Below are 23,758 nucleotides of genomic sequence, written 5' to 3' on the forward strand. Positions count from 1 at the left end.
CAGATCTAAATCCCATTGAGAAAAAATGGGCACAAGCTAAGTTTCTACGCCAAGGATGGATGGAGAATAATTTGCCTAAACTGTTTCAGGATATGGGTTGTATCTCTTTTATTGTGAACTGACTATATTAAACGTTTTATTAATTAAATGGTTATCAAAGTATGGTTTATAAAAATGCGGCTTATAAAAGCATTACTTATAAAGGCATAGCGGTTTTTTGACGTAAGAAACCATAGTATTGCCATAGCAATAAGCTGGCAGCGCTACGATGTGGTGACCAATCTTGGGTTAGGTTTTTTAATTGTTTTGGCGTTGGGCGTTCCGCTAACCCTAATAAATCCATCGCTGCTACTTTAATCGCTAAATCATCGACTGCCAGCACATCGGCGCGTTTTAATGAAAACAGCAGATACATCTCAACCGTCCAGCGCCCAATACCGATAACGGCAGTCAAGGTTTTGATAACTTCCTCATCGGTTAGGGTTTCTAACGCGGCAAAATCTATATCGTGCTCGACCAAAGAGCGCGTATAACGAATTTTTTGCTTAGAGAGTCCTTGCGTTCGTAAGTCCTCGTCTGTCGCTGCATGAATCGCTGCCGGCGTCGTCAAACCTCTATCTACCAAACGTTGCCAAATACTGGCTGCCGCCGCTACAGACAACTGTTGCCCAACTATCGCTCTCATTATCTGTGTGAATCCGCCAGCATTATGTCGCAAGTCAGGCAGGCAGACTTGCTCATAAACAGGCGAAAATCTTGGTTCGATACTAATCAAAGCAGTGATATGCGCTGATAATTCTTTAACGTTTTCAATGGTTTGTATGGTCATAATAGTTCTGATTTCACTGTTTTTTAAACGGAAAATAGAGATATAAAAATAATGGCATATATAATTGAAGCTTATGATTAAAAAATTGTACGATTTTCTTTATAAAAAAGGACTGCAATTTGCAGTCCTTTTTATTTTGATGTTGAGCTAAAACTAACAACTACTCGCCATCATTTTTAGGCTTTTTAAGTAAGACCAATACCGCACCATTACCGCCATCTTTTGGTGGGGCAGAGCAAAAAGCCAATACTTCTGGCAATTGACGTAGCCAACCATTGACGCAGGTTTTTAAAATGGCCTCAGAACCTTTACCATGGACGATTTTTACCATGGTTTCGTTATTTTGTTTCGCTTGGCTTAATAGTTGGGTCATCGCCACGCGCGCTTCTTCGATGGTGCAGCCATGAATATCTACCGCGTCATACCAACGTAGCTTGCCTTTTTTGAGTTGATCAAAGATTTTGTTTTGCAAGGTTGGCTGCTTATAAGACAAATAGGCTTCAGCAGCGACCGGATTGAGTAATGCTTGCATATCTGACAGGCCTGCGCCCAAGTCACTTGCTTCACTACCTTGAGCTGCGGCACGTTTTGATAACGTTGCGGCGTCAAGTTTGCCAGCTTTTGAAGCATTGGCAGGCGAGCGCACGTTTTTATCTTCTAGTTGATTGACGCCATGCATCGCTTGCATAAATAGCACTTTATCGTCGTCGATATGTTCGCTATCTAATTGCTTGACCGTTTTTTTAACTTGTTTTTGCGTCAACAGTGAGACAGGTTCGGTTGGCTTTTCATTGTCGCCATCTACTGAGTTGGTATCACGACCTTTACTCAGTTGCCCTTTAAGCTCTTTTAGTTGGTCTTGCATTTCTTTTGAAAACAGAGAGTTTGACATAATAGTTAACGTATCGTTGGTGAGTGAATGAGGTGTTTATTAGATGTCTTGAAACTATCTAATCTTAAATTAAGATTTTTCAGTTACTTTTTTAATTACTTTACGCCTGTGCTGCGACGCTCGCAAGTAAGGATTGTAATGCTTGTCCAGGATGTTCAGTTTTCATAAATTGCTCACCGATTAAGAAGTGCTGAATATTATGGCTTAACATCATTTGGATATCATCGCTGCTGTGAATACCACTTTCGGTTACGATGAGCGGTCGTGCTAAGCTGTCATTGGGGTTAGCAGAAAGCGCATCATCGATGGCAAGCTCACGTAATAGCGTGTTCTTTAACTCAAGTGTCGTCTGTAAATCCACATCAAAGGTATTTAAATCACGGTTGTTGACACCGTAAATATTGTGTTCTGAATGTGGCAGCTGTAGGGCACGTTCAAGCTCTTCTGCCGTATGCACTTCTATCAATACATCCATACCAAGCTCAATGCTTAAAGCGTGTAGCTCTTGTACTTGGGTATCGTCAAGACAGGCCATAATCAGCAAGATGCAATCGGCACCCATCAAGTAAGATTGGTAAATCTGATATACATCGACCATAAAATCTTTGCGTAATATCGGTAAGCTGCAAGACTCGCGTGCTTGGATTAAGTAGCTGTCATCACCTTGGAAATAATCACGGTCGGTGAGCACCGACAGACAACTGGCACCCGCTTGCTCATATTGCTTAGCAAACAGCGCTGGCGCAAAGTTATGATTGATAACACCTTTAGAAGGTGAAGCTTTTTTAATCTCAGCAATGATACCAATATCAACGCTGCGCAAAGCATTAGCAAAACCGCGACGGGGCTTTGTATCAGCGGCAACTTGCGCTTTTAATGCCTCAAGCGATACTGCCGCACGAGCAGCGACCACTTCCTCATGTTTAGTAGCGACAATACGCTGCAACACTGAAGGAATAGAGGTATCTGATTTTAGATTGGCGGTCATGGCTATATTCCATTATTTGGTAAAAAAATTAGGGAAACAATTAAGCAAATAAATTAAAGCTGCATAAATAGTTGCGATTAACAGGATTATGCGTCACGTATTTTTTAAAGCTAATTTTATCAAGCTTCAGTGGCTAATTGCTGCGTATATTTGGCCAAGTCATCTAGCTTAATTAAAGCGTCACCATTTTGAATGACTTTTTGTGCGCGGCTTACACCATTGGGATAATTACTGGCAAGCCCTGCGGTATATATCGCCGCACCGGCATTTAACGCAATCATATCACGGGCTTTTAGAACAGCGCGATCATTAGTATCTTCACCCGATAAAGCGGCACGAATCAGCTCAAGACTCTGTGATGGGGAATCGACATCAAGCCCAATAAGAGTTTGTGACTCGACGCCTGCATCTTCTGGCATCATCTCATAGACGGAGATTTCACCATCTTTTAACTCAGCTACCGTGGTTGAGGTGGCCAGACTGATTTCATCCAAACCATCTTTTGCACCGACCACCATCACATGGCGCGCGCCTAAGTTTTTCATCACTTTTGCTAAAGGCTCACATAACTGCGCGGTAAAGACGCCGATGACAAGATTTGGTGTGCCAGCAGGGTTGGTGAGTGGACCTAAAATATTAAAAATCGTCCGCGCTTTTAGCTCACGGCGTACTGGATTGGCATAACGCATCGCACTATGATGATTGGGGGCAAATAAGAAACCAATGCCTTGACTTTCGATACACTGCTGCGCTTGTTCAGGGGTTAAGGATAGGCTAATACCTGCTTGCTCAAGTAAGTCTGAGCTACCAGATTTGGTCGAGACCCCGCGGTTACCATGCTTAGCAACTTGGGCACCTGCTGCGGCTGCTACCAATGCTGCCGCTGTCGATACGTTAAATAAATTGGCACCATCACCCCCAGTACCAACGATATCCACCATATATTCGCAGTCTTTTGGGCTAATATTGGCAGCTAAAGCACGCATGGCACTCGCTGAGGCCGTAATCTCGTCAATCGACTCACCTTTCATACGCAGACCGGTCAAAATCGCTCCCATCATGGCATCGCTACATCTGCCTTGCATAATGATGAGCATTACTTGATACATCTCATCAAAGGTCAGATCAATATGCTGAAAAATTCTGCCCAAAGCGGTGGTTAGTAGCTTATGAATACTCTCATCAGACAGCTGATTGATGGCTTCAGCGGTTTGTTGGGTTTCACTACTTTTATCGCCTTCATTACCGTGATTCATAGTTGATTTTGCAGCCTGCATTGTCGCAGTGGTCATAATATTCTCACTTATTATTATCTTTTATAATTATCGTATAAATTGATTAGGTTAAATAAAGCGCGTTGTTTAAAACAGCTATCCTACTTGCGGTAGCTCATCTGAGGCTATCACCGCTAAGTGATGCGCTTGCAAAAAGTTATTAAGCAGTTGATAACCTGCTTCGCTTAAAATCGATTCAGGATGAAACTGAACGCCTTCAATCGCAAACTCACGGTGACGAATGCCCATGATGGCTTCGATGCTGCCATCCGCATTTTGTGTCCAAGCACTGATTTCAAAGCATTCTGGTAAGGTTGCTTGATCAATCACCAGCGAGTGATAACGGGTAAACTGGGCTGGATTGGGCAAATTGACAAACGCCCCTTGTCCATTATGATAAATAGCCGATAAACGCCCATGCATGACCTCGCTTGCTTTCACAACTTTGCCGCCAAATGCTTGGCCGATTGCCTGATGGCCCAAGCAAATACCTAATATCGGGATAATACCTTTAAAAGTATCAATCACTTCTAATGAGATACCAGCGCTGTCAGGGTCGCATGGTCCTGGACCGATAACAATCATAGCAGGGGCAAGTGCTTTAATCTCATCAATGCTGATCTCATCATTACGCCAAACCCTGATGTCCTGCTGCAATTCACCGAAGTACTGTACAATATTGTAGGTAAAGCTGTCGTAATTATCGATCATCAAAATCATTATATGTTCAACTTAGTATCTTCAACGCATTGCTAGGCGGTTACTTTACGGTTTTACGCTTGGTCAGGATAGCTTTTATGTTCGTTTATAAAGCGCGGTCATTTTTATAATTTTAAAAGCTTGTGATATTAAACGTCGTTATCTTAACACTATTTTGCTATCTATCAAATGTAGAGCCTTTGCCCTCTAATAGATAATATATGCACCATAAAAGTGCGATAATTATTAATAGAGAGTTAGCATCTGCGCCTCTATAGTGCGTTCATCGTTATATTATACTTTTATGTTTAAAGGTTAAACACCGTAGTTGCCATGCAAATTATTTTTTAATATGACATTATATATTTTATAAGTGACTGTATTTACTGTAAAAATAATAATGTATGGCTTTGTATTATATTGGATGTTTTATAGCTGTACTAAGCATTGGCATAGCAGTTGCACCCATAATCAGTATAAGTAACTAACGTTACGAGATAATGCACTACGAAGTAATGTAGCGTTATTTATTAATATGCATTTGAAGAGTTCAGCATTATGAGTCAGATGTTGCTAAAATAGCTTTTGCTTGTATTCGGTTAAGAAAATTACCGTTAAGAGTAAAGAGACATACTGAGTAAATAACGCTGATAACACCGATTTTCTAGAATCTAATATTTTAATCCTGAGTTTTAATTTCAGTACCATGATAACCATAAAGGAAACTATCCATGTCGAATAAACTACTTGATCTGATCAAATCATCCAATGCCAAATGGGTCGATTTTCGTTTCACTGATACGCGCGGTAAAGAGCATCACATGACTTTTCCGGCGCACAGCGTTGATGAAGAAGTGATGGAAGATGGCAAAATGTTTGACGGCTCATCGATTGCTGGCTGGAAAGGTATCGAAGCCTCCGATATGATTTTGCGCCCTGACCCAGAAACCGCCTTTATCGACCCGTTTTTTGACGCAGTTACTGTGGTTGTGACCTGTGACATTATCGAGCCATCAACGCTACAAGGCTATGATCGTGACCCACGCTCTATCGCTCGCCGTGCTGAAGAGTATTTAAAATCGACTGGCATTGGCGACACGGCTTTTTTTGGTCCTGAGCCTGAGTTTTTTGTATTTGATGAAGTGAAATGGTCCGTCAACATGTCTGGTGTCAGCCATGAAATCGTTGCTGAAGAAGCCGCTTGGTCAACCAATAAAGACTATGAGTGGGGTAACATGGGCCATCGCCCGCGCGTTAAAGGTGGCTATGTACCAGTACCACCTGTTGATAGCTCACAAGATATGCGTGCGGTGATGTGCGATCGTATCGAAGATATGATTGGCGAAGGTTGCATTGAGGTGCATCATCATGAAGTCACTCCTTGCCAGCTAGAGATTGGCGTTGCTTTTAATACGTTAGTTCGCAAGGCGGATGAAGTACAAAAGCTAAAATATGCCGTCCATAACGTTGCCCATCAGTTTGGTAAAACCGCAACCTTTATGCCAAAACCTATCGTTGGTGATAATGGCTCTGGTATGCACGTGCATATTTCTATCTCAAAAGACGGCGTCAATACTTTCTCAGGCGATGAATATGCTGGCCTTTCAGAAACCGCGCTATACTTCATCGGCGGTGTTATCAAACATGCGCGTGCCTTGAATGCGATTACCAACCCATCGACCAATAGCTATAAGCGCCTAGTGCCACATTATGAAGCGCCTATCAAGCTTGCGTATTCAGCGTCTAATCGTTCAGCCTCTATCCGTATTCCGCACGTTAGTAGCCCAAAAGCGGTACGTGTTGAAGCACGTTTCCCTGATCCAGCAGCCAACCCATACCTAGCGTTTGCGGCGTTGCTCATGGCAGGTCTTGACGGTATTCAAAACAAAATGCATCCAGGTGAAGCCGCTGATAAAAACTTATATGACTTGCCACCAGAAGAAGAAGCACTCATTCCAACGGTCGCCGAAAACTTAGAAGTGGCGCTACAGGCGTTAAAAGATGACCATGAGTTCTTATTAAAAGGTGACGTCTTCACTAAAGAGATGTTAGAAGCCTATATTGCACTGAAGCAAGAAGAAGTGCAGCGTGTCAACATTACTGTACATCCTGTTGAGTTTGACTTGTACTATAGCTGCTAATCTATAGTTAACACGCCAAATTCTCGATAAAAAACCAGTTAAGTAATTCTTAGCTGGTTTTTTTTGTTCAATCAAAGTGCGAGTTTAATTGGTCAACTTAGTGTGAAGTCATTGCTGATTTAATGTTAAAAATATCGCATAATGGTTTCATCTATATATTAATAATAAATATCTACTAGGCTAACTGACTATGATTGCATCATTAAAAAGAACTATTTTCAATAAAAGGTTGCCGCTAAGTTTGCTGACAGGGCTAGTCATTTGCACAGCCAGTCTTTACGCACCGATGGCAAATGCCGCTGCTATTTATAAAGTTGTCGATGCAAAGACCGGTCAAGTGACCTTTACCGACCGACCGCAAAACTATGAGCAGCAAGCTGGCAAGCAAATTAGCCAAACCAGTGTCATGACTGGCAGCGATAGTGTTGCTGCAAATAGTTCGGGTCAAACAAATAATACAAGCAATCAGCCTGTCAATACTACCCAAGCTCCTGCTGCCGCTAACACCACTGCCAACAGTGACTCAACCGCTAATAAAGCGCCCATTAATTATCAGCTGACGATGACAGAGCCTAGTGAAGAGCGGGCGTATCGTCGTCCCGTACAAAGCGTCGATATAAAGGTGCAAGTAAAGCCGGCACTACAAGCAGGCGATAGTGTCAGTATTTACTTAGATGGCAACGAGGTGGCGCAAGGTTTAAGCGCTTCGATTGCAACCGTTGATATTTTGCCGGGTACGCATAGCGTAAAAGCTGTGCTAAAAAATAAAAAAGGTCAGATAGCAAAACAGGTAGAGCGTACCGTCTATGTCATCCAAAATACGCAAACCTTGCAAAATAAGAAAAAAATAGCAGAGCAATTATTGGCGTATCAGCGCCTGCCTTGGCATCAAAAAGTACTATTAAAAATGCGTCAAGACGGCAAGCAACCGAATATGTTGTCATTTACTAAGCCAGTAGTTGATAGACCCATAGTTGATAAACCCATGACACTTGAACAGCCGGTAAAAAAATAACTTTGGGTCACTGTGTTAAATGTTAATAATAAAAAGTTAGCGGTAATACATTAATAATAATTCATAGACATAAAATAAGGGCAATCACTGAAAGCAGTGATTGCCCTTATCTATAGAACTTAGCAATAATATCTATTGCTTAACTCATTAATTATTCATTTATTTTGTTAATTCAATCGTGCCATTAGCAGTCACTGAAATGGTGCTGTTGCCAGACTCAAAGCTTTGGCTTGGTACTGAATCACTTACAGATTCAGCTTTCATGTTCATCGCGCTATACATAGGGCGCGGATAGTTGCTGCCGGTATTTAGATTGACAGTGACGACACGATAGCTGCGTGCATCCCATGCACGAGTCAGGTTTTTAGCCTGCTGTTGAAAGGCGCGTGAAGCATCGGTCATCAGTTTTTGCTCTAGCGCATCTTTTTTAGCATCTGAAACCCCAAAGTTTAGATTTTCCATGACTAAGGTTTGTTGTAAGTCTGCAATCAACTGGCTGGTCGCCGCAAAGTCGGTGCTCTTTAAGTCGATGCTGGCTTGTCCAGTCCAACCAATGATTTTGTCATTTTTATCGTAGCGCGGGTAGGTGCGCTGCTGACCGGTACTGACTGTCACGCTTGGGTAGCGTTTGGCGATTTTCATGGCATTATTGACAGAGGTATTAAGCGTGGTCGCTAGTGTTTTAGCATCTGATGCCTGGGCTTTTTTATACATACTGGCGCGAACTTCGTCATTCTGAATTTCTTCTTTGACTTCTGTCTGAAAAGTCAGCTGATCGTAGCCTGTGGGTTCTGCATGGGCGCTACCCATCATCGCTGTCAATAAGGCAGCGGTGCCTGTAGCAAGTGCGGCTTTGTTCATCCAAGTATTTCTCATAGCTATCTCCTAATAAGTGGTAATAATCGTAATCATATTTGTGCGAGGTGTATGGTTATAAAACTCACTTTTATATGAGGGTTTTTTGTATTGGTTTTTATTCAATATACCCTGACTAAAATAGCAAAAATCAAACCAATTGCTGTGAGAATTTTGTCATTCAAGTTGCTGCTTAGATTTGGTTGCATCGTTGCTTGTGCGCAGTAAGTGGAGAGATGGTTTATCGCCTAAAGCAAACAGTTTGACGATGGGGGTTGTAATAATAAAAAATTCTTGTATAATCTGCAACTGGTGGCTCCATTGGTAGCCTCGCAACATTGTTCTATGAACCCCGCCAGGACCGGAAGGTAGCAACGGTAATAGTTATAATGTGTGCCGAGGATGTGCTTTTGGAGTCGCTTTTTTTTGCCCAAAATTTGCTGATAGTCCTGCTATATCGTTTCAAAGAGTCAAACCTGATAATAAGTCCTTCATCGTAAAGGGCTTTTTTTTCGCCTGCATTTCGTCTGATTTTGAACTCTGAACCAGATTTATAGGTTAAAATACAATGTAGTAACCTTTATTAACAATAATATCAATTATTAATACGAAACGTTTTGGGATCTGTTTATGAAAATGTTTGTTTGGGTGTTCATTGCAGTGGTTGTATTGGTCGTGGTCTTTGGGGTATCCGTTTTTAATAAGCTGGTGCGTGCCCGCAACCAAGCGAAAAATGGCTTTGCGCAAATCGATGTACAACTAAAACGTCGTCATGATTTGATTCCAAATTTGGTTGAGACAGCCAAGCGTTATTTAGCGCACGAAGAAGAAACGCTGACCCGCGTGATTAGTGCGCGTAATCATGCTCAAAGTCTGCAGGATTCTAGCAAGCATCAGCCAGATTCGCTTGAACACATGGCGCTGTTTGCCAAGGCAGAAGGGATGTTATCTAAAGCATTAGGTCAATTCTCAGCGGTTGTGGAGGCTTACCCTGAGCTAAAAGCGGACAGTATGATTAAAGAGTTGATGGATGAGTTGACCAATACTGAAAATCGGATTGGCTTTGCACGTCAGCATTATAATGACAGCGTGATGTTTTATAATAACGACCGTGAAGTGTTCCCTAATAACCTTGTCAGCAGCACCTTTGGCTTTCGACCACTCAGCCCATTGGTATTTGAAGACAGAAAGGCAATTGCGCAAGCACCTGTCGTTAATATGGGTTGATTTTATATGCATTTAGCTATCGCTAGGTCAGATAAGTAGATGGATTTTTTTGGTGCACAGCGTAGCCATACTCGGCGCAGCTTATTGCTCTATGGGCTATTTTTTCTCATTATATTTGTCCATATTACGATGGCGCTCGCTATTATGTCGCTGCTGCTGAAGATGTTTACCGGTGGCATTTATTACTGGGTGTTAATACTGGTAGTTGTATGGACGACCGGTAGCTTTGTCGTCGGTAGTTTTTTAGAATATGGACGCTTAAAAGCAGGCGGTCGGGCGATTGCTCAGCGTGTGGGCGCCGTTCGGTTATTCATTGACCATAGCCAAGATGCTTGGCAGCATAGTCAAGGTGTTGCTCATCAACATCAGCCTGTACAGAAAGTTCGTTTTAGTGCCCTTCATATTGCGGTACGCGATGAGCGTGATTTCCCGCCTGTTTATCGACGTTATTATGAGATTGCCCAACAGCTCGCCATTGCCTCGGGTTTGAGTATGCCTATTTTGTATGTGCTGCCTGATGAGCAAGGGATTAACGGCTTCGTTGCCGGCCGTCATAGTCAAGATATGGTATTGGTTGTCACTCAAGGCGCGCTTGATAAGCTGTCCGATGAGGGGTTGTATGGTTTGATAGGGCACGAATATGGTCATATCTTGCATGGCGATGCCACCTTCAATTTACAGCTAATGGTCGTGCTAGCAGGCTTGCAATTACTTTATGACTGGAGTGATTCCGTCAATAACTTTGGCGCTAGCAGTCAGAATAAGCAGCAAAATTATTTTGACAATGCGGTCAATCAAAATAACCCTTTACCCCAAAGAGCCATTGATAGTCATGCCCGTAGCACTGAAGCGCAGACAGCAAGCTTTACGACTCATAATGAGTGGGTCACCTACTGGCAAAATCAATCCAAAAATCAGCAGTCATCTGCTAAGCCTCAGTCGATGTGGCTACAAAGCACAGCTGCCACTGATCGGCAAGCGCCGCGAAGTATCTGGACATTACTAATACATGGATTGAGCTTCTCAAGCATGGCCAGTGCTCAACTCATTAAACACAGCTTTAATCGTGAACGTGAGTTACTCGCTGATGCGACGAGCGTACAGCTAACACGCTCGCCTGCGATCATGGAAACCTTAAAAGCCATCTATCAAGATTCGCTTGGTTCGCGCTTAACCGGTATCGCCGATATCAATGGGCTTAGTCATTTCTTTTTTGCCAGTAGCGGGGCGGATTTGGGTGACTTCTCTTGGTTTGCCACACATCCAAGCTTGACTGAGCGTATGAGCGCTATTAACGACAATGCTTATCATGATTTCGCGGTGCAGGTTGCTAAAGAAAAACGCATCAATCAACAAAAGATTAAAGAGATATATGAACAGCGGCGATTGGGTGATTGGGGCGTGATAACAGCAAATAGCCTAAGCAATATTAAACAAGAGACAAATACGCAACACTCGCCAATATTTAACAATCAATCAACCTCTATTAATAACAGCATCATCGATGGCTCTAATGACGTTATCAATAAAGAAGTCGCTGCCTTTTCTACAGGTGAAATGAACAACCAATCGGAAGCCGATGCGGGGCTTGAGTTTGTTGTAGAACAGGATGTGGTCATTGATGGTCGTTTGCAGGTACAAGCAGAGCAGATAGGCACTCATCAGTTGCTAAAGCCGTGGCAAGCAAAACCTGACAGTGACTTAGCATCAGATACATTAATTGGTATCGAGGATATAGAAAAAGTATCGTTACCACAGTATGTGATCAATCACAGTTATCATCCGTTAGGGGCGCAAGCATTGATTGAAGCAGTGCTGCTGTGTCATCAAGGTCAGGTGCTGTCAACAACGGCGACTTATGATTTAACCGATATTTGGCTTGGACTGCATGAGGATGTTACGTCTGCTACTGAAATCAGCAACACGCCATTTTTACCACATAGGTTAGATCACAAATTATTAGAGACGGTGGCAAGTCTTGATCGGCGTTTAGACAGTGCGTTGCTAGCATTGGCGCTAAAGCAACTGAGACAATATAATCTGTCAGAAAGCGCTACTAATGAATTACGCTTAAAGTATAAAGCTAATCATAGTAATCAATATCATCAACATTATATGCAGCAAAAAAAATGTCGTACGATGCTGATACGCTATCAGCAAGGTATTATTGAAGTCTTTAAAACCTATCTAACGGCAGATTTAAGCCAAAACTTTGCTGATAAATTATCTAATGATGATGGTTGTATTGATGAATATAAACCAGTGTTCACTCTTTCAGGAAATACCGATTCTCGGTTGCCATCAATCTTAGCATTATGGCAAGCGCTACAGCTGCAGCAATTATTACCGATATTGTCTGCCATATTAAATGATGAACAATCGCAGTCGCATATACCTGCACAGACATTATGGCAGCAAGTATTACACGCTAGTACGGATGATATTTATGCTCAGCTTGATCCTTCAGGACAAGTACTTGATGGTCTTGATGTTGCCGCGAGAACAATGGTTGCTTTATTGGCTTATCGCTTATCAAAAGATGCCAAAGGGCAGATAATATCCGCACTAGATAGCTCAGTACATAGTGCAGTGCTCTTTAATAGTGCTAGCAGTGCTCATTATCTTGTGGATTTACGACGTCATGCACGTTTGATTGATATTGATTTAGCAGTCGTTAGTGATGCAAACTTGCAATGGTTATTATTGACCGCGCAAAATCTAAATAGTGTCCAATTATTGGCGTTGATAGAAGCGGTGCCTATTTTTATAGCGCCTGTCTGTAAGTCGGCTGCATCAGAAGCCAAACGTGAGGATAATTCTCAAGAGAGGCAACAGGGCAGCGGTCAAATAGATTATAATGCTTATATACAGGAAGGTAATGCGGGTAATGCCACTGGTCATCATTCATATGATTATAATACTTACCGGCAATGGCTGAGTACGTTGCATACAGTGATGTTACACGATACGATAGTCAGTCAAGATGAATATGACTGTTTGACCATGCTAGCCAATCATTGGTTAGGGGTTCGACAGCTTTTCTAATCAATGTAATTGACTACATTTAAGTAAGTGTTTTGCTGGCAAGAAGCAATATGTTTTAAATGTTTTTTTGATATTATTTTTCTTCGTTGTTTTTTTTTGACAGTAACAGCCTGTAAATCCATTTTAGATAAGTAGGATAGTAAATAAGCATGAGTGATATCCAAGACCCGCTAGTTGTCATGCAGCATCGTATGCAGCAGCGCCAGATTTTAGCGATGATGGGTATCAATCAGTGGGTGCAGCCGAGCTCTGAAACCATGAATATCGCAGATATTTCTGCGCCTGCTCTGCTCGAGCAGACTACAGCTAACCCAACTTTAGCTAATGCTAGCACTTCTTCTGCGACCACCACTGAACAGCCAAGCGTTGAATCTTCGAATATTAAATCCTCAAATATTGATGCTATATCAGGTATGGTAGATGATGAGTCTATTAACCATTATTACGATGATGCGAATGAGACAGGTTTGATTCAGCCTGAACCTCAAAGTCCAGTTACCTATAGTTTTGATTCGACTGCCCCTGATGTATCTAAGCCAGCCGTTACATCCCTTGTAGACACTATCGTCGAGCAAACTGCTATTGCTGATATAAATAACACTGAGAGCTTTGAAGCAGATAGTTTTAAAGAGGACAGCTTTAAAAAGATAGTGCCATTTGATTTACAAGGTGGTCGCTATGGCGATTGGGTGGTTTTGGTGGATATCCAAGCACTCAATAATGAGAGCCAAAAGCTCTGGCAAAATATCATGCAAGCGCTATCCATCACCTGTGAGACGACCTCATTTCCTATTTGTGATGGTATGGATACGGCTGAGCTTGCCAATGCCAGCCTTGCTGGATATGTCTTTAAGCTTGGTCGCAGTGAAGAGATAAAAGTTGCCGCATTGACTGCGTTACCTGAAGGTCTTGAGCATCCTAACTTGACTACTGTGCCCACACTAGAAGAGATGCTTACTAGTAACAAATTAAAGCGTCAACTTTGGGAGCGGTTATCGAGCCAGAGCTAAAGGCTTAGCTTAGAGCTTGCTGCAATAGCTATTGAACATAATGATTAAAAATAGAAATAGAGATAAGACTCACCTTAAGGGGTTTTAAAGCTGTAGTTTGTAGCTTTTAAAATCTATATAACAACGATGATTTCATCATATTTAGGATATTGATTATGACCACTAAAGCCGCTTCTAACCGTGTAGCCAATTTTTCAGCGGGACCTGCCACCATACCGACCGCCGTCTTATCACGCGCTCAAGAAGAATTGCTTGATTGGCAGGGACGCGGTATGTCGGTCATGGAAGTGAGTCACCGTAGTAAAGAATACATCGCGATTACCGAAAAAGCTGAAGCTAAATTGCGCTCGCTAATGGACATTCCAGATAACTATAAAGTGCTGTTTTTACAAGGCGGTGCCAGCTTACAGTTTTCAGCGATTCCATTAAATCTATTAAATGGTGGCCGCGCATACTATCTAACGACGGGTACTTGGTCTGGTAAAGCGGTTAAAGAAGCACAGCGTTATGCCAAATTAGGTCTGGGCGAGGTTAATGTGGTCGCAACGGGTAAAGACAGTAAATTTACCGATGTGCCAGCCCAAAGCGATTGGAACCTGAGTAAAGATGCAGCGTACTTCCACTACTGCGCCAATGAAACCATTCATGGTGTACAAATATTTGAGCCGCCACAAGTCGATGCGCCGATTATCGCCGATATGTCTTCTTGCATTTTGTCACAGCCCATTGATGTCTCTAAATTTGGCATGATTTACGCGGGTGCGCAAAAAAATATCGGGCCAGCAGGTCTGATTATCGTGATTATCCGTGAAGACTTATTGGGCAAAGCGAGTGAGTGGTGCCCGCTGCTGATGAATTATGAGCATCAGGCGGAAAAAGAATCAATGTCAAACACGCCAGCGACGTATTCTTGGTATTTAGCAGGGCTGGTATTTGATTGGTTAGAGGAGCAGGGCGGCGTTGCTGCTATCGGCAAAATTAACCAACAAAAAGCCGATTTGCTTTACAAGGTGATTGATGACAGCAGTTTTTATAGCAACCCAGTTGACCCTAAATATCGCTCTATCATGAACGTGCCGTTTACGTTAGCCGACAGCAGCCTTGATAAAGTGTTTTTAGAAGAGTCGGAAGCGGCAGGCTTGATGAATCTAAAAGGTCACCGCGATGTTGGCGGCATGCGCGCCAGCATTTATAATGCAGTGTCATTAGATTGGGTACAGCAGTTGGTTGACTTTATGATCGCCTTTGAAAAAAAGCACGCTTAAGTCAGTACAAGTTTTAAAACAAAAGACGCAACTTTATGAGCTGCGTCTTTTTTATGTCTATTAGCGTTTTTTTAAGGGGCATAATGCGTTATGTAGCAACCTTAACACCGCAAAGCATTAGGTTAAAAAACCTAAGTTTGTTATGATAAAATTTCGTTAATCGTCTATTTTGCAGTCAGTCGCACATTTTCTATCCATATTGATTTAGAGTAGAGGGTCGTTATACAGTCATGATGCTAAAAAATACCATGCTAAAAGCCGTTTTGCTTGCCATTACTATCAGCTGGATACCTGCTAGTATCGCGGCGCCAATCACCACGACTGCGCTTGGGCATAATAGTACCACTGAGTATATTGACGTGCCATACATGCCCTATGCCAATCCAAAGGCGCCCAAAGGTGGTACGCTTTCACTGGATGCACGCGGTACCTTTAATGCGGCCAATAAATGGATGACCACAGGTGTGGCGATGATAGGTACTGATTATCTGTATGATACCTTGATGACGGGTTCCCTCAATGAAGCCTTTACCATGTATCCGCAGCTGGCAAATAAAGTCACGTATGATCCCGATGATACCAGTTGGATTATTTACCATATTAATCCTGCCGCGCGCTTTTGGGATGGGACAGCGGTTACCAGTAGTGACGTTAAAGCCACTTATGACGCAATATTGAATAAAGGGCCGATGTATATTCGCAGCTATTTGGGTGATATTAAAGACATTCAAGTTCTTGATAAACAACAAGTAAAATTCATTTTTAACTCTGATGACAATAAAGAGATTTTATTAACGGTTGGGCAGTTTCCTATTTTTGCTAAGACCTCTATCGATAAGGATTTTGAGAAAATAACGTTGACACCGCTGATGGGGAGTGGTCCTTATAAACTTGGGCGCATTGATGCAGGGCGTGCGGTCAGCTATGTGCGTGATCCCAATTATTGGGGTCGTGATTTGATAGTCAATCGTGGGCGTTATAATTTTGATATGATTAAGTTTGTCTATTATCAAAGTGATGAGATTGCTTTTGAGGGTTTTAAATCTGGGCAATATCGTTTCCGCCCGGAGAATAAAGCCTCTAATTGGGCAACAGGTTACAATTTTCCCGCCGTCAAAGCAGGTCTGATTAATAAAGAAACCATAAACAGCGAAAATCCAGTACCGATGCAAGGTTTGGTGATGAATATGCGCCGGCCAATTTTTCAAGACATTCGTGTCCGCCAAGCCTTGACGGCGGCTTACGATTTTGAATGGATGAATAAAACCTTATTCCATGGCCAGTATGAGCGTTTGCAAAGCTTCTTTCATGGTTCCGAGCTTGCTGCTACTGGTACACCATCTGCGGCTGAGATGCAGGTGTTAAGTCCATTGTTAACCAATCTTGAACCGATTCAGCGCCAAGCAGTATTGACGGAATGGCAATTACCAACCAGTGACGGTAGCGGCTTTAATCGTGGCGGGTTGTTAAAGGCGCGTCAGCTATTGCTAGATGCGGGTTTTTATTATCAAGATATGAAGTTGTATCAGCCAAACGGCAAGCTTGCTCAAATTGAGATTTTGATGACAGGTGAGACCATGGGGCGTGTATTGTTGCCTTATATTCGTAATCTAAAGCGTTTGGGCTTTGATGCGACCTTACGTCAAGTCGATGGGCCACAATATTACGAGCGCATGCGCCGTTTTGACTATGATATGGTAGTCGATGTCTTCGCCCAAAGTCTATCGCCTGGCGCTGAGCAAGTGGGTTTTTGGGGTAGCACCGCCGCTGATGAAGCGGGCAACGCTAATACCATCGGTATTAAAAACCCTGCGATTGACAGTGTTATTAAAAAATTGGGCGACGCTAAAAGTCGCGATGAGATTGTCTTATATACTCACGTACTTGATCGCCTGCTACGGGCAGGTCATTATTTAGTACCTTTATACGGCAAATCTAGCACCAATGTTGCCTACTGGAATCAATATCGGCATACTGCAAAACTGCCGACCAATGCTATCGGTATCGATTATTGGTGGACAGATAAAGAAGCGGAAGCCCGTGTTAATCAATATTTGAAGCAATAGTTTAAGATAATGGCTCCAAACGATCGTTAGAGGCAATAGTTTTAAAAAACAGCTCGAAACAATAATTTATAAAAATGGCTTAAGCCAATAAATGCAATGACTCTGCATAATTTTTTAGTTGGTTTAAAAATTACATACAAGACATTCGCAATAAAGACAATCACTGCTAAGGACTTTATATGAGTATTCGTATTCACCCCATTAAAGCATTTAATGACAATTATATTTGGACATTAATTAATGATAGCAATAAACAGGCGATTGTCATTGATCCGGGTCAAGCTGAGCCAGTTATCGCTTATTTAGAAGAAAACGGCTTAGAGCTGACGTCTATCTGGACCACGCATCATCACCATGATCATATCGGCGGTGTTGCCGAGCTACAAGAATCTTATCCGATGACGCATCTGGTTGCGCATACAGAGCATAATGTCGATGAAGACCAGACTATCAAAGACGGTAGTACGGTCAGTGCTTGGGGCTGCGCCGCGCAAGTATGGGATGTCTCAGGACATACTGCCAGTCATGTAGCGTATATCTTGGATATCGATGGACAGAAGCATTGTTTCTGCGGTGATACCTTATTTAGTGCCGGTTGCGGACGTGTCTTTACCGGCACGATTGAGCAATTGCATGAGAGCTTTAAGCGTTTAAATGGCTTGCCAGCGGAGACGCTGTTGTACCCTGCCCATGAATATACTGCCAGCAACCTACACTTTGGTTTATCTATTGAACCTGCGAGTGAAGCGATGCAGCAAGCGATTGCGCAAGCAGAAGAAAAAACCGCCCAAGGTATCCCGACATTGCCTGTGACATTAGAGCATGAGCGCGCAATCAATGTGTTTTTGCGTACGCAAGAGCCGAGTGTGATAGCAGGAGTGAAGTCTAAAGTCACTATAGACGATGATAAGTCTTTGACAGTGTTTGCCGCGTTACGTGAGCTTAAAAATAACTTCTAAAGTCTTATATATTTTTGATAGCTGTTTTTTTAGATGCTTGCTTTTTGATAACTGCAGTTTCAACAAGTGCTTTTTAAATAAGGTTTAGCTGCTCATTTTCTCTGTTGCCATATTTCTTTGTTTTAGGAAGCCGCCATTATGGGTCGTTATATCTTAAAAAGGTTACTACTGATATTACCGACGCTATTTTTGATATTACTGGCGAACTTTGTCATTGTACAAGCGGCGCCGGGCGGCCCTGTTGAGCAGCAACTGGCACTTATCGAGCAAAGCGCAAAAGACAGTGCGCTCAGCGGTAATATCGGTGCGGGTAGTGCCGGTGGCAACAATAGTACTTACCAAGGCACGCGTGGTCTATCTGAGGAGATGGTGGCGGCGATTAATGCGCAATATGGCTTTGATAAGTCAGCCCCTGAGCGCTTCTTGCTCATGCTAAAAAATTACGCCAAGCTTGATTTTGGCGAGTCGTTTTTTAAAGGGCAGTCGGTAACCGATTTGATTATAGAAAAACTGCCAGTATCCATCTCGCTTGGGCTCTGGAGCACCTTGCTGATTTATATGATAGCCATTCCACTGGGCGTCTATAAAGCCATGCATCATGGCTCAGGTATAGATAAAGTTACTGCCATGCTACTGGCTATCGGTCATGCGATTCCCGTCTTTGTATTTGCCGTCATACTCTTGGTGTTCTTTGCCGGTGGCAGCTATTGGAATATTTTTCCACTGCAAGGATTAACTTCCGAGAATTTTGATCAATTAAGCGCACTTGGTAAAATTAAAGATTACTTTTGGCATCTGGCACTACCGCTTCTAGCAAGTACGGTTGGTGGCTTTGCTGGCTTGACTTATTTGACTAAGTTTAGCTTTTTAGAAGAGCTCGGTAAGCAATACGTGCTTACCGCGCGAGCAAAAGGCTTGGGCGAACGGCAAGTGTTATACGGTCATGTCTTTCGTAATGCGATGTTGATTATTATCGCTGGTATCCCAGCGGCCATCGTTGGGATTTTCTTTGCCGGTAATTTTCTCATTGAAATTATCTTTAAGCTTGATGGTTTGGGATTGTTGGGTTTTGAAGCCATTCAGCAGCGTGATTATCCAGTGATATTCGGCACGCTGTTTATCTTTACCTTAGTGGGGCTATTATTACAGTTAATCAGTGATTTAAGTTATCATTTAATTGATCCCCGTATCGACTTTGAGGGGCGCTAATGTCAAGTCATCCATTATCTTCAGTGCCCTCAAGCGCCTCTTCGATTCCTATAGAAAAAAAACGTCGCCTAAACCCTATTTGGCAAGCACGCCTAAACCGTTTTCGCCATAATCGTCTTGGTGTCATATCGCTGTTTATTTTTGCGCTGATATTTGTCATCTGTATGGCAGCCAATGTGATTGCCAATGACAAGCCGCTATTGGTGCAGTATCAAGGAGACTATTATTTTCCTGTCCTAAAAGCCTATCCTGAGACGACTTTTGGCGGAGTGTTTGAGACTGAAACCAATTATAAAGATCCTGCAGTACAAACGCTGATTGATGAGCAGGGTTTTTATATTATGCCGCTCATACCCTTTGCCGACCAGACACCTAACGTTGAGCTAGGTATTCCATATCCAGCCGCGCCCAACAGCCAAAATTGGCTTGGGACTGATGATTTAGGTCGTGATGTGCTGGCGCGGATACTTTACGGCATGCGGGTATCGTTGTTGTTCGGTTTAGCACTGACACTCGCGGGTGCATTAATTGGCATCATCGTCGGTGCGATACAAGGTTATTACGGTGGTTGGGTAGATTTGGCAGGACAGCGCTTTATGGAAGTATGGGGCGGGATGCCGCAGCTGTTTATGATCATTATCTTGGTCAGCTTGTTTAGCCCCAGTATATTTATGCTGTTTGCCATGATGCTGTTATTTGGTTGGATGGGTCTAGTCGGTTTGGTACGTGCCGAGTTTTTACGCGCCCGTAATTTTGATTATGTTCGTGCCGCGCGCAACCTTGGCGTTTCTGACAGTCAAATCATGCTCAGGCATATCTTGCCCAATGCATTGGCATCAAGCTTGTCACAGCTGCCGTTTATTTTAACGGCCAATATTATTGTTTTGACCGCGCTGGACTTTTTAGGATATGGTCTGCCACCTGGGTCACCGTCACTTGGTGAGCTGATGGTGCAAGGAAAAAATAATCTTGATGCCCCTTGGTTGGCGTTATCGGGATTTTTTAGTTTAACCTTTATATTATCATTGCTAATCTTCGTTGGCGAAGCGCTACGTGATGCTTTTGATACGAGGCGCTCCTGATATGACAACTGATAAGATTATAAACGCTAATATGACGACGACTACTGAGCAAAGTGCTACTGAGAAAAATGCCCGTTTAAATGATAATCATAGCAATAGCCAAAATAAGTTAATACTGACCGTAGATAAACTTAGCATCATAACTCATGCAGGTGTTGCTCTGGTAGATAAGCTATCGTATGAGCTGAGGCAAGGGCAGACGTTAGCTATAGTAGGTGAGTCAGGCTCTGGTAAGTCGATTGCCAGTCTTGCACTATTGGGTTTGTTACCCGATAATTTGACCGTGACCGGTGAGGTGCAATTAGCAGATGTAACAGGAATGGTGACATTACCGATAGCGAATAATAAGACACGTAATGCAGCACTGCGCTCTGTGCGTGGGCAGCGCATTGGCATGGTTTTTCAAGAGCCGATGACCGCGCTCAACCCATTGCATACGGTCGGCAAACAAATTGCTGAATCATTGCATCTCAGCGGCGTAGCCAAAAAACAATGGCGCGAAAAAAGTATCGCTTTATTAGATGATGTCAATATCACTGAGCCTGCTGATAAACTGAATCGCTATCCACATGAGCTATCGGGCGGTCAACGTCAACGGGTCATGATTGCGATGGCATTGGCGCAGCAGCCTAATATCTTAATCGCTGATGAACCAACCACCGCGCTTGATGTGACTTTACAACATGAAATCCTTGAGCTGCTAGATGATCTTAAGCGTCAGCACAATATGGCAATGATACTCATCAGCCATGATCTCAATCTAGTCAGACGCTACAGCGATGACGTCATCGTTATGCGCCAAGGGCAGACGATTGAGCAAGGGCAGACTGTAGCGGTCTTTAATCAGCCTAAAGCTGAATATACCCGCTCGCTGATTCAGCAAGATTTCGGGCAAGCATTAAATTTAAGAGAGAATAGTGAAGACAAACAAATAAACGTACTGAAAGTAAATAATTTGCAAGTACAGTTTTCGATTGAAAAAAGCTTATTTGGCGGTACAAAGCGTTGGCTTGATGCCGTAAAAGACGTTGATATGACCCTGCAAAAAGGGCAGGCGTTAGGTATCGTTGGTGAATCAGGCTCTGGTAAAACCACCATTGCGCTGGCGTTAAGTCAATTACTTAGTAATCAAGCCCATGTTAGTGGACAAATAATGGTCAATGGACAAGATATTACGGCATTGTCCAAACGTGAGCTACGTCAGTTTCGCTCACAGATTCAAATGGTGTTTCAAGACCCTTTTGCCAGTATTAATCCACGCATGACGGTCATGCAAATCGTCGAAGAAGGATTGCTGGTTCAAGGTGTCAACAAAGCAGAACGCCAGCAGGCGGTGATGGATAGTTTGGCTACTGTGTATCTGCCAGCTGAGTTTGCGCAGCGTTATCCGCATGAGCTATCAGGTGGTCAACGCCAGCGCGTAGCCCTTGCCCGTGCACTCATTATGCAGCCAAGTTTATTAATATTGGATGAGCCAACTTCTGCACTTGATAGCACCACGCAGGTTACTGTGGTCAACTTGTTACGTGAGATTCAGGAGAAACTGCAAATCAGCTATGTGTTTATCAGCCACGACTTAAAAGTAGTACGCGCCTTATGTCAGCATATGATGGTGATAAAAGATGGCGTGTGTATTGAGTCTGGTCGTAGTGAAGATGTGTTTAGTAATCCGCAGCATCCGTATGCGCAGCAGTTGTTGCAGGCAAGTTTGCTATAGACTAAGCAACTAAGACCAAATAACTATATGAATTTAGAGACATCGGAACTCACTACATGACAAGTAGGCTTAAGATAGAACCCATCCAAGCCCGAGATACCAGCGAGCCAAATCGTCCCTCAACCACGCTTGAGCTGTTGTTTGACTTGGTTTATGTCATTGCTGTCGCCGCCGCTGCCAATGGTTTTTATAATCGCTTGAGTGAGCATGACCTTTCAGGATTTTTAACCTTTATTGTGGCATTCTTTATCCTATGGAATGCTTGGACCAGCTTTACGTGGTTTGCGTCAGGATATGACCCTGACGATTGGTTTTATCGCTTATCGGTGATGTTTCAGATGTTTGGCTCACTGATGATAGCGGCCAATATTCATCAGTTTTATGAGCAAGGACTGACATGGATTGGTGTCACTGGTTATGCCATTATGCGGCTGGCGAGTTGTAGTCAGTGGTGGCGCGTCTATCGCCAAGTACCGGGTCACCAAAAAGTTGCTGGACGCAGTATGGTCGGTTTGTTAACCTTGCAAGCCTTGTGGATAAGCTGGCTGTTTTTACCCGCATCGCTACAAACGCCCGCTTTGTTCTTGTTTATCGCAGCAGAGCTCCTCATGCCTGTGTGGGCGCGCTCAGAGCAGTTTAATAATTGGCATCCAGCGCATATTGCGGAGCGTTACGGGCTATTAACCATCATTGTACTGGGTGAGGGTGTGGTCGGCGTCAGTAACAGTATTCAGTATTTTCTGGTCAATTCTGCTTCAGCCGCCAGCTCCATTATTTTCTTAGGTTCAAGTTTGGTTGCTTTGGTTTTTTCTTTATGGTGGTTATATTTTATCGTTCCATTCGATACCATTTTGAATAAAGAGCGCCGACGGCATGACTTGTTTTTATTTGGCTATGGTCATTTTTTTATCTTTGCTTCAATCGCCGGTCTAGGCAGTATGCTAAATTTGGTCACAGAATCTGCTGCCGCTGATACCAGCGCTCCGGGCTATCAAATTATCTCCCAGCCTTATGCAATGGGCATGTTGATGGCTATGCTGAGTGTGTTTTTATTAACGCTCACCATACTGCGCGAATTAATGTGCCGTAAATCGAGTCATAATGTCATCGCCATGCTCATTGCTTTGATTATCATTGGACTGAGTTATATGGCGGTCGTACAAGGATTGCCGATTACTTACGGTATTTGGCTCAGTATCTTGGCACCTGTGGTGATGATTTGGTATTTTAACCAAGATAATAAGCAGTGGCTGGTCTAAGAAGCGGATTAATGCGTTACAGCCAAGCCTATAGTGACTATCAATTGACTGCTTAATAAGTAAAAATATAAGCAGCACATAAGCAAGAATGAGGCGCTAAATAATCAGAACATAGCAGTTCATAATAATCACGACATCCTAAAAATGGCGGTGGTACAATAAGTTTAGACAGTAGTTTACTGTAGGTAGACGCTGACACAGTACTTTCATTAAAAGCACCATTATT

General features: G+C 43.0%; 18 protein-coding genes and 1 other RNA gene. 13 read left to right on the forward strand and 6 right to left on the reverse strand.

What is annotated here, in order from left to right; genetic code table 11:
- Window positions 1-196: 196 nt before the first annotated feature.
- From JMW39_RS10375 to JMW39_RS10395, 5 genes are all read right to left on the reverse strand, one after another.
- Window positions 197-829, reverse strand: a complete 633-nt coding sequence (locus JMW39_RS10375; protein WP_201546399.1) for a DNA-3-methyladenine glycosylase family protein — start codon at window positions 827-829, stop codon at window positions 197-199.
- Between the two features lie 160 nt (window positions 830-989).
- Entirely contained in the window at window positions 990-1,721 is a 732-nt protein-coding gene (locus JMW39_RS10380) for a Smr/MutS family protein (protein ID WP_201546400.1), read from the reverse strand.
- Between the two features lie 100 nt (window positions 1,722-1,821).
- Window positions 1,822-2,709: an indole-3-glycerol phosphate synthase TrpC gene (gene trpC / locus JMW39_RS10385; RefSeq protein ID WP_201546401.1), complete on the reverse strand. Its 888-nt coding sequence runs from the start codon at window positions 2,707-2,709 to the stop codon at window positions 1,822-1,824.
- Between the two features lie 119 nt (window positions 2,710-2,828).
- Window positions 2,829-3,965: an anthranilate phosphoribosyltransferase gene (gene trpD / locus JMW39_RS10390; RefSeq protein WP_201546478.1), complete on the reverse strand. Its 1,137-nt coding sequence runs from the start codon at window positions 3,963-3,965 to the stop codon at window positions 2,829-2,831.
- 114 nt (window positions 3,966-4,079) lie between these two features.
- Window positions 4,080-4,703 (reverse strand): anthranilate synthase component II, encoded by a 624-nt coding sequence (locus tag JMW39_RS10395; RefSeq protein WP_201546402.1) that lies wholly within the window; start codon window positions 4,701-4,703, stop codon window positions 4,080-4,082.
- Window positions 4,704-5,413: 710 nt separating this feature from the next.
- Between JMW39_RS10395 and glnA the strand changes: the two genes are divergently transcribed.
- Both glnA and JMW39_RS10405 read left to right on the forward strand, forming a co-directional pair.
- A complete protein-coding gene (glnA, locus tag JMW39_RS10400; RefSeq protein ID WP_149489375.1) occupies window positions 5,414-6,823 on the forward strand; it encodes a type I glutamate--ammonia ligase in 1,410 nt (469 codons plus the stop codon).
- 190 nt (window positions 6,824-7,013) lie between these two features.
- Window positions 7,014-7,838, forward strand: coding sequence for a DUF4124 domain-containing protein (locus tag JMW39_RS10405; RefSeq protein ID WP_227679488.1), 825 nt, complete (start codon window positions 7,014-7,016; stop codon window positions 7,836-7,838).
- A gap of 159 nt (window positions 7,839-7,997) precedes the next feature.
- On the opposite strand, the gene JMW39_RS10410 is transcribed toward JMW39_RS10405, so the two are convergent.
- Complete coding sequence (locus JMW39_RS10410) at window positions 7,998-8,714, reverse strand: SIMPL domain-containing protein (protein WP_201546403.1); 717 nt, start codon at window positions 8,712-8,714, stop codon at window positions 7,998-8,000.
- Window positions 8,715-9,012: 298 nt separating this feature from the next.
- On the opposite strand from JMW39_RS10410, the gene ffs reads away from it, so the two are divergent.
- From ffs to JMW39_RS10465, 11 genes are all read left to right on the forward strand, one after another.
- Window positions 9,013-9,109: signal recognition particle sRNA small type (gene ffs / locus JMW39_RS10415), an RNA gene on the forward strand.
- 214 nt (window positions 9,110-9,323) lie between these two features.
- Window positions 9,324-9,920 (forward strand): LemA family protein, encoded by a 597-nt coding sequence (locus tag JMW39_RS10420; protein WP_201546404.1) that lies wholly within the window; start codon window positions 9,324-9,326, stop codon window positions 9,918-9,920.
- A gap of 39 nt (window positions 9,921-9,959) precedes the next feature.
- The gene (locus tag JMW39_RS10425; protein WP_201546405.1) at window positions 9,960-12,965 is read left to right on the forward strand and encodes a M48 family metalloprotease; all 3,006 of its coding nucleotides are present in this window, start codon (window positions 9,960-9,962) and stop codon (window positions 12,963-12,965) included.
- A gap of 149 nt (window positions 12,966-13,114) precedes the next feature.
- The gene (locus tag JMW39_RS10430) at window positions 13,115-13,975 is read left to right on the forward strand and encodes a hypothetical protein (protein WP_201546406.1); all 861 of its coding nucleotides are present in this window, start codon (window positions 13,115-13,117) and stop codon (window positions 13,973-13,975) included.
- 155 nt (window positions 13,976-14,130) lie between these two features.
- On the forward strand, window positions 14,131-15,240 hold the full coding sequence (serC, locus tag JMW39_RS10435; protein ID WP_201546407.1) for a 3-phosphoserine/phosphohydroxythreonine transaminase: 1,110 nt from the start codon (window positions 14,131-14,133) through the stop codon (window positions 15,238-15,240).
- Between the two features lie 233 nt (window positions 15,241-15,473).
- Entirely contained in the window at window positions 15,474-17,306 is a 1,833-nt protein-coding gene (locus tag JMW39_RS10440) for an extracellular solute-binding protein (RefSeq protein WP_201546480.1), read from the forward strand.
- A 179-nt stretch (window positions 17,307-17,485) separates the two neighbouring features.
- Window positions 17,486-18,265, forward strand: a complete 780-nt coding sequence (gene gloB, locus JMW39_RS10445) for a hydroxyacylglutathione hydrolase (protein WP_201546408.1) — start codon at window positions 17,486-17,488, stop codon at window positions 18,263-18,265.
- A 138-nt stretch (window positions 18,266-18,403) separates the two neighbouring features.
- On the forward strand, window positions 18,404-19,474 hold the full coding sequence (yejB, locus tag JMW39_RS10450) for a microcin C ABC transporter permease YejB (RefSeq protein ID WP_201546409.1): 1,071 nt from the start codon (window positions 18,404-18,406) through the stop codon (window positions 19,472-19,474).
- Complete coding sequence (locus tag JMW39_RS10455) at window positions 19,474-20,556, forward strand: ABC transporter permease (RefSeq protein ID WP_227679489.1); 1,083 nt, start codon at window positions 19,474-19,476, stop codon at window positions 20,554-20,556. The genes yejB and JMW39_RS10455 overlap by 1 nt, the downstream gene beginning before the upstream one ends.
- A 31-nt stretch (window positions 20,557-20,587) precedes the next feature.
- Window positions 20,588-22,273, forward strand: coding sequence for an ABC transporter ATP-binding protein (locus JMW39_RS10460; RefSeq protein WP_413786232.1), 1,686 nt, complete (start codon window positions 20,588-20,590; stop codon window positions 22,271-22,273).
- A gap of 56 nt (window positions 22,274-22,329) precedes the next feature.
- Window positions 22,330-23,532, forward strand: a complete 1,203-nt coding sequence (locus JMW39_RS10465) for a low temperature requirement protein A (protein ID WP_201546411.1) — start codon at window positions 22,330-22,332, stop codon at window positions 23,530-23,532.
- The last annotated feature ends 226 nt before the right edge of the window (window positions 23,533-23,758 follow it).

It is taken from the genome of Psychrobacter immobilis (assembly GCF_904846175.1).
GTDB classification, from domain to species: Bacteria; Pseudomonadota; Gammaproteobacteria; order Pseudomonadales; family Moraxellaceae; genus Psychrobacter; species Psychrobacter immobilis_E.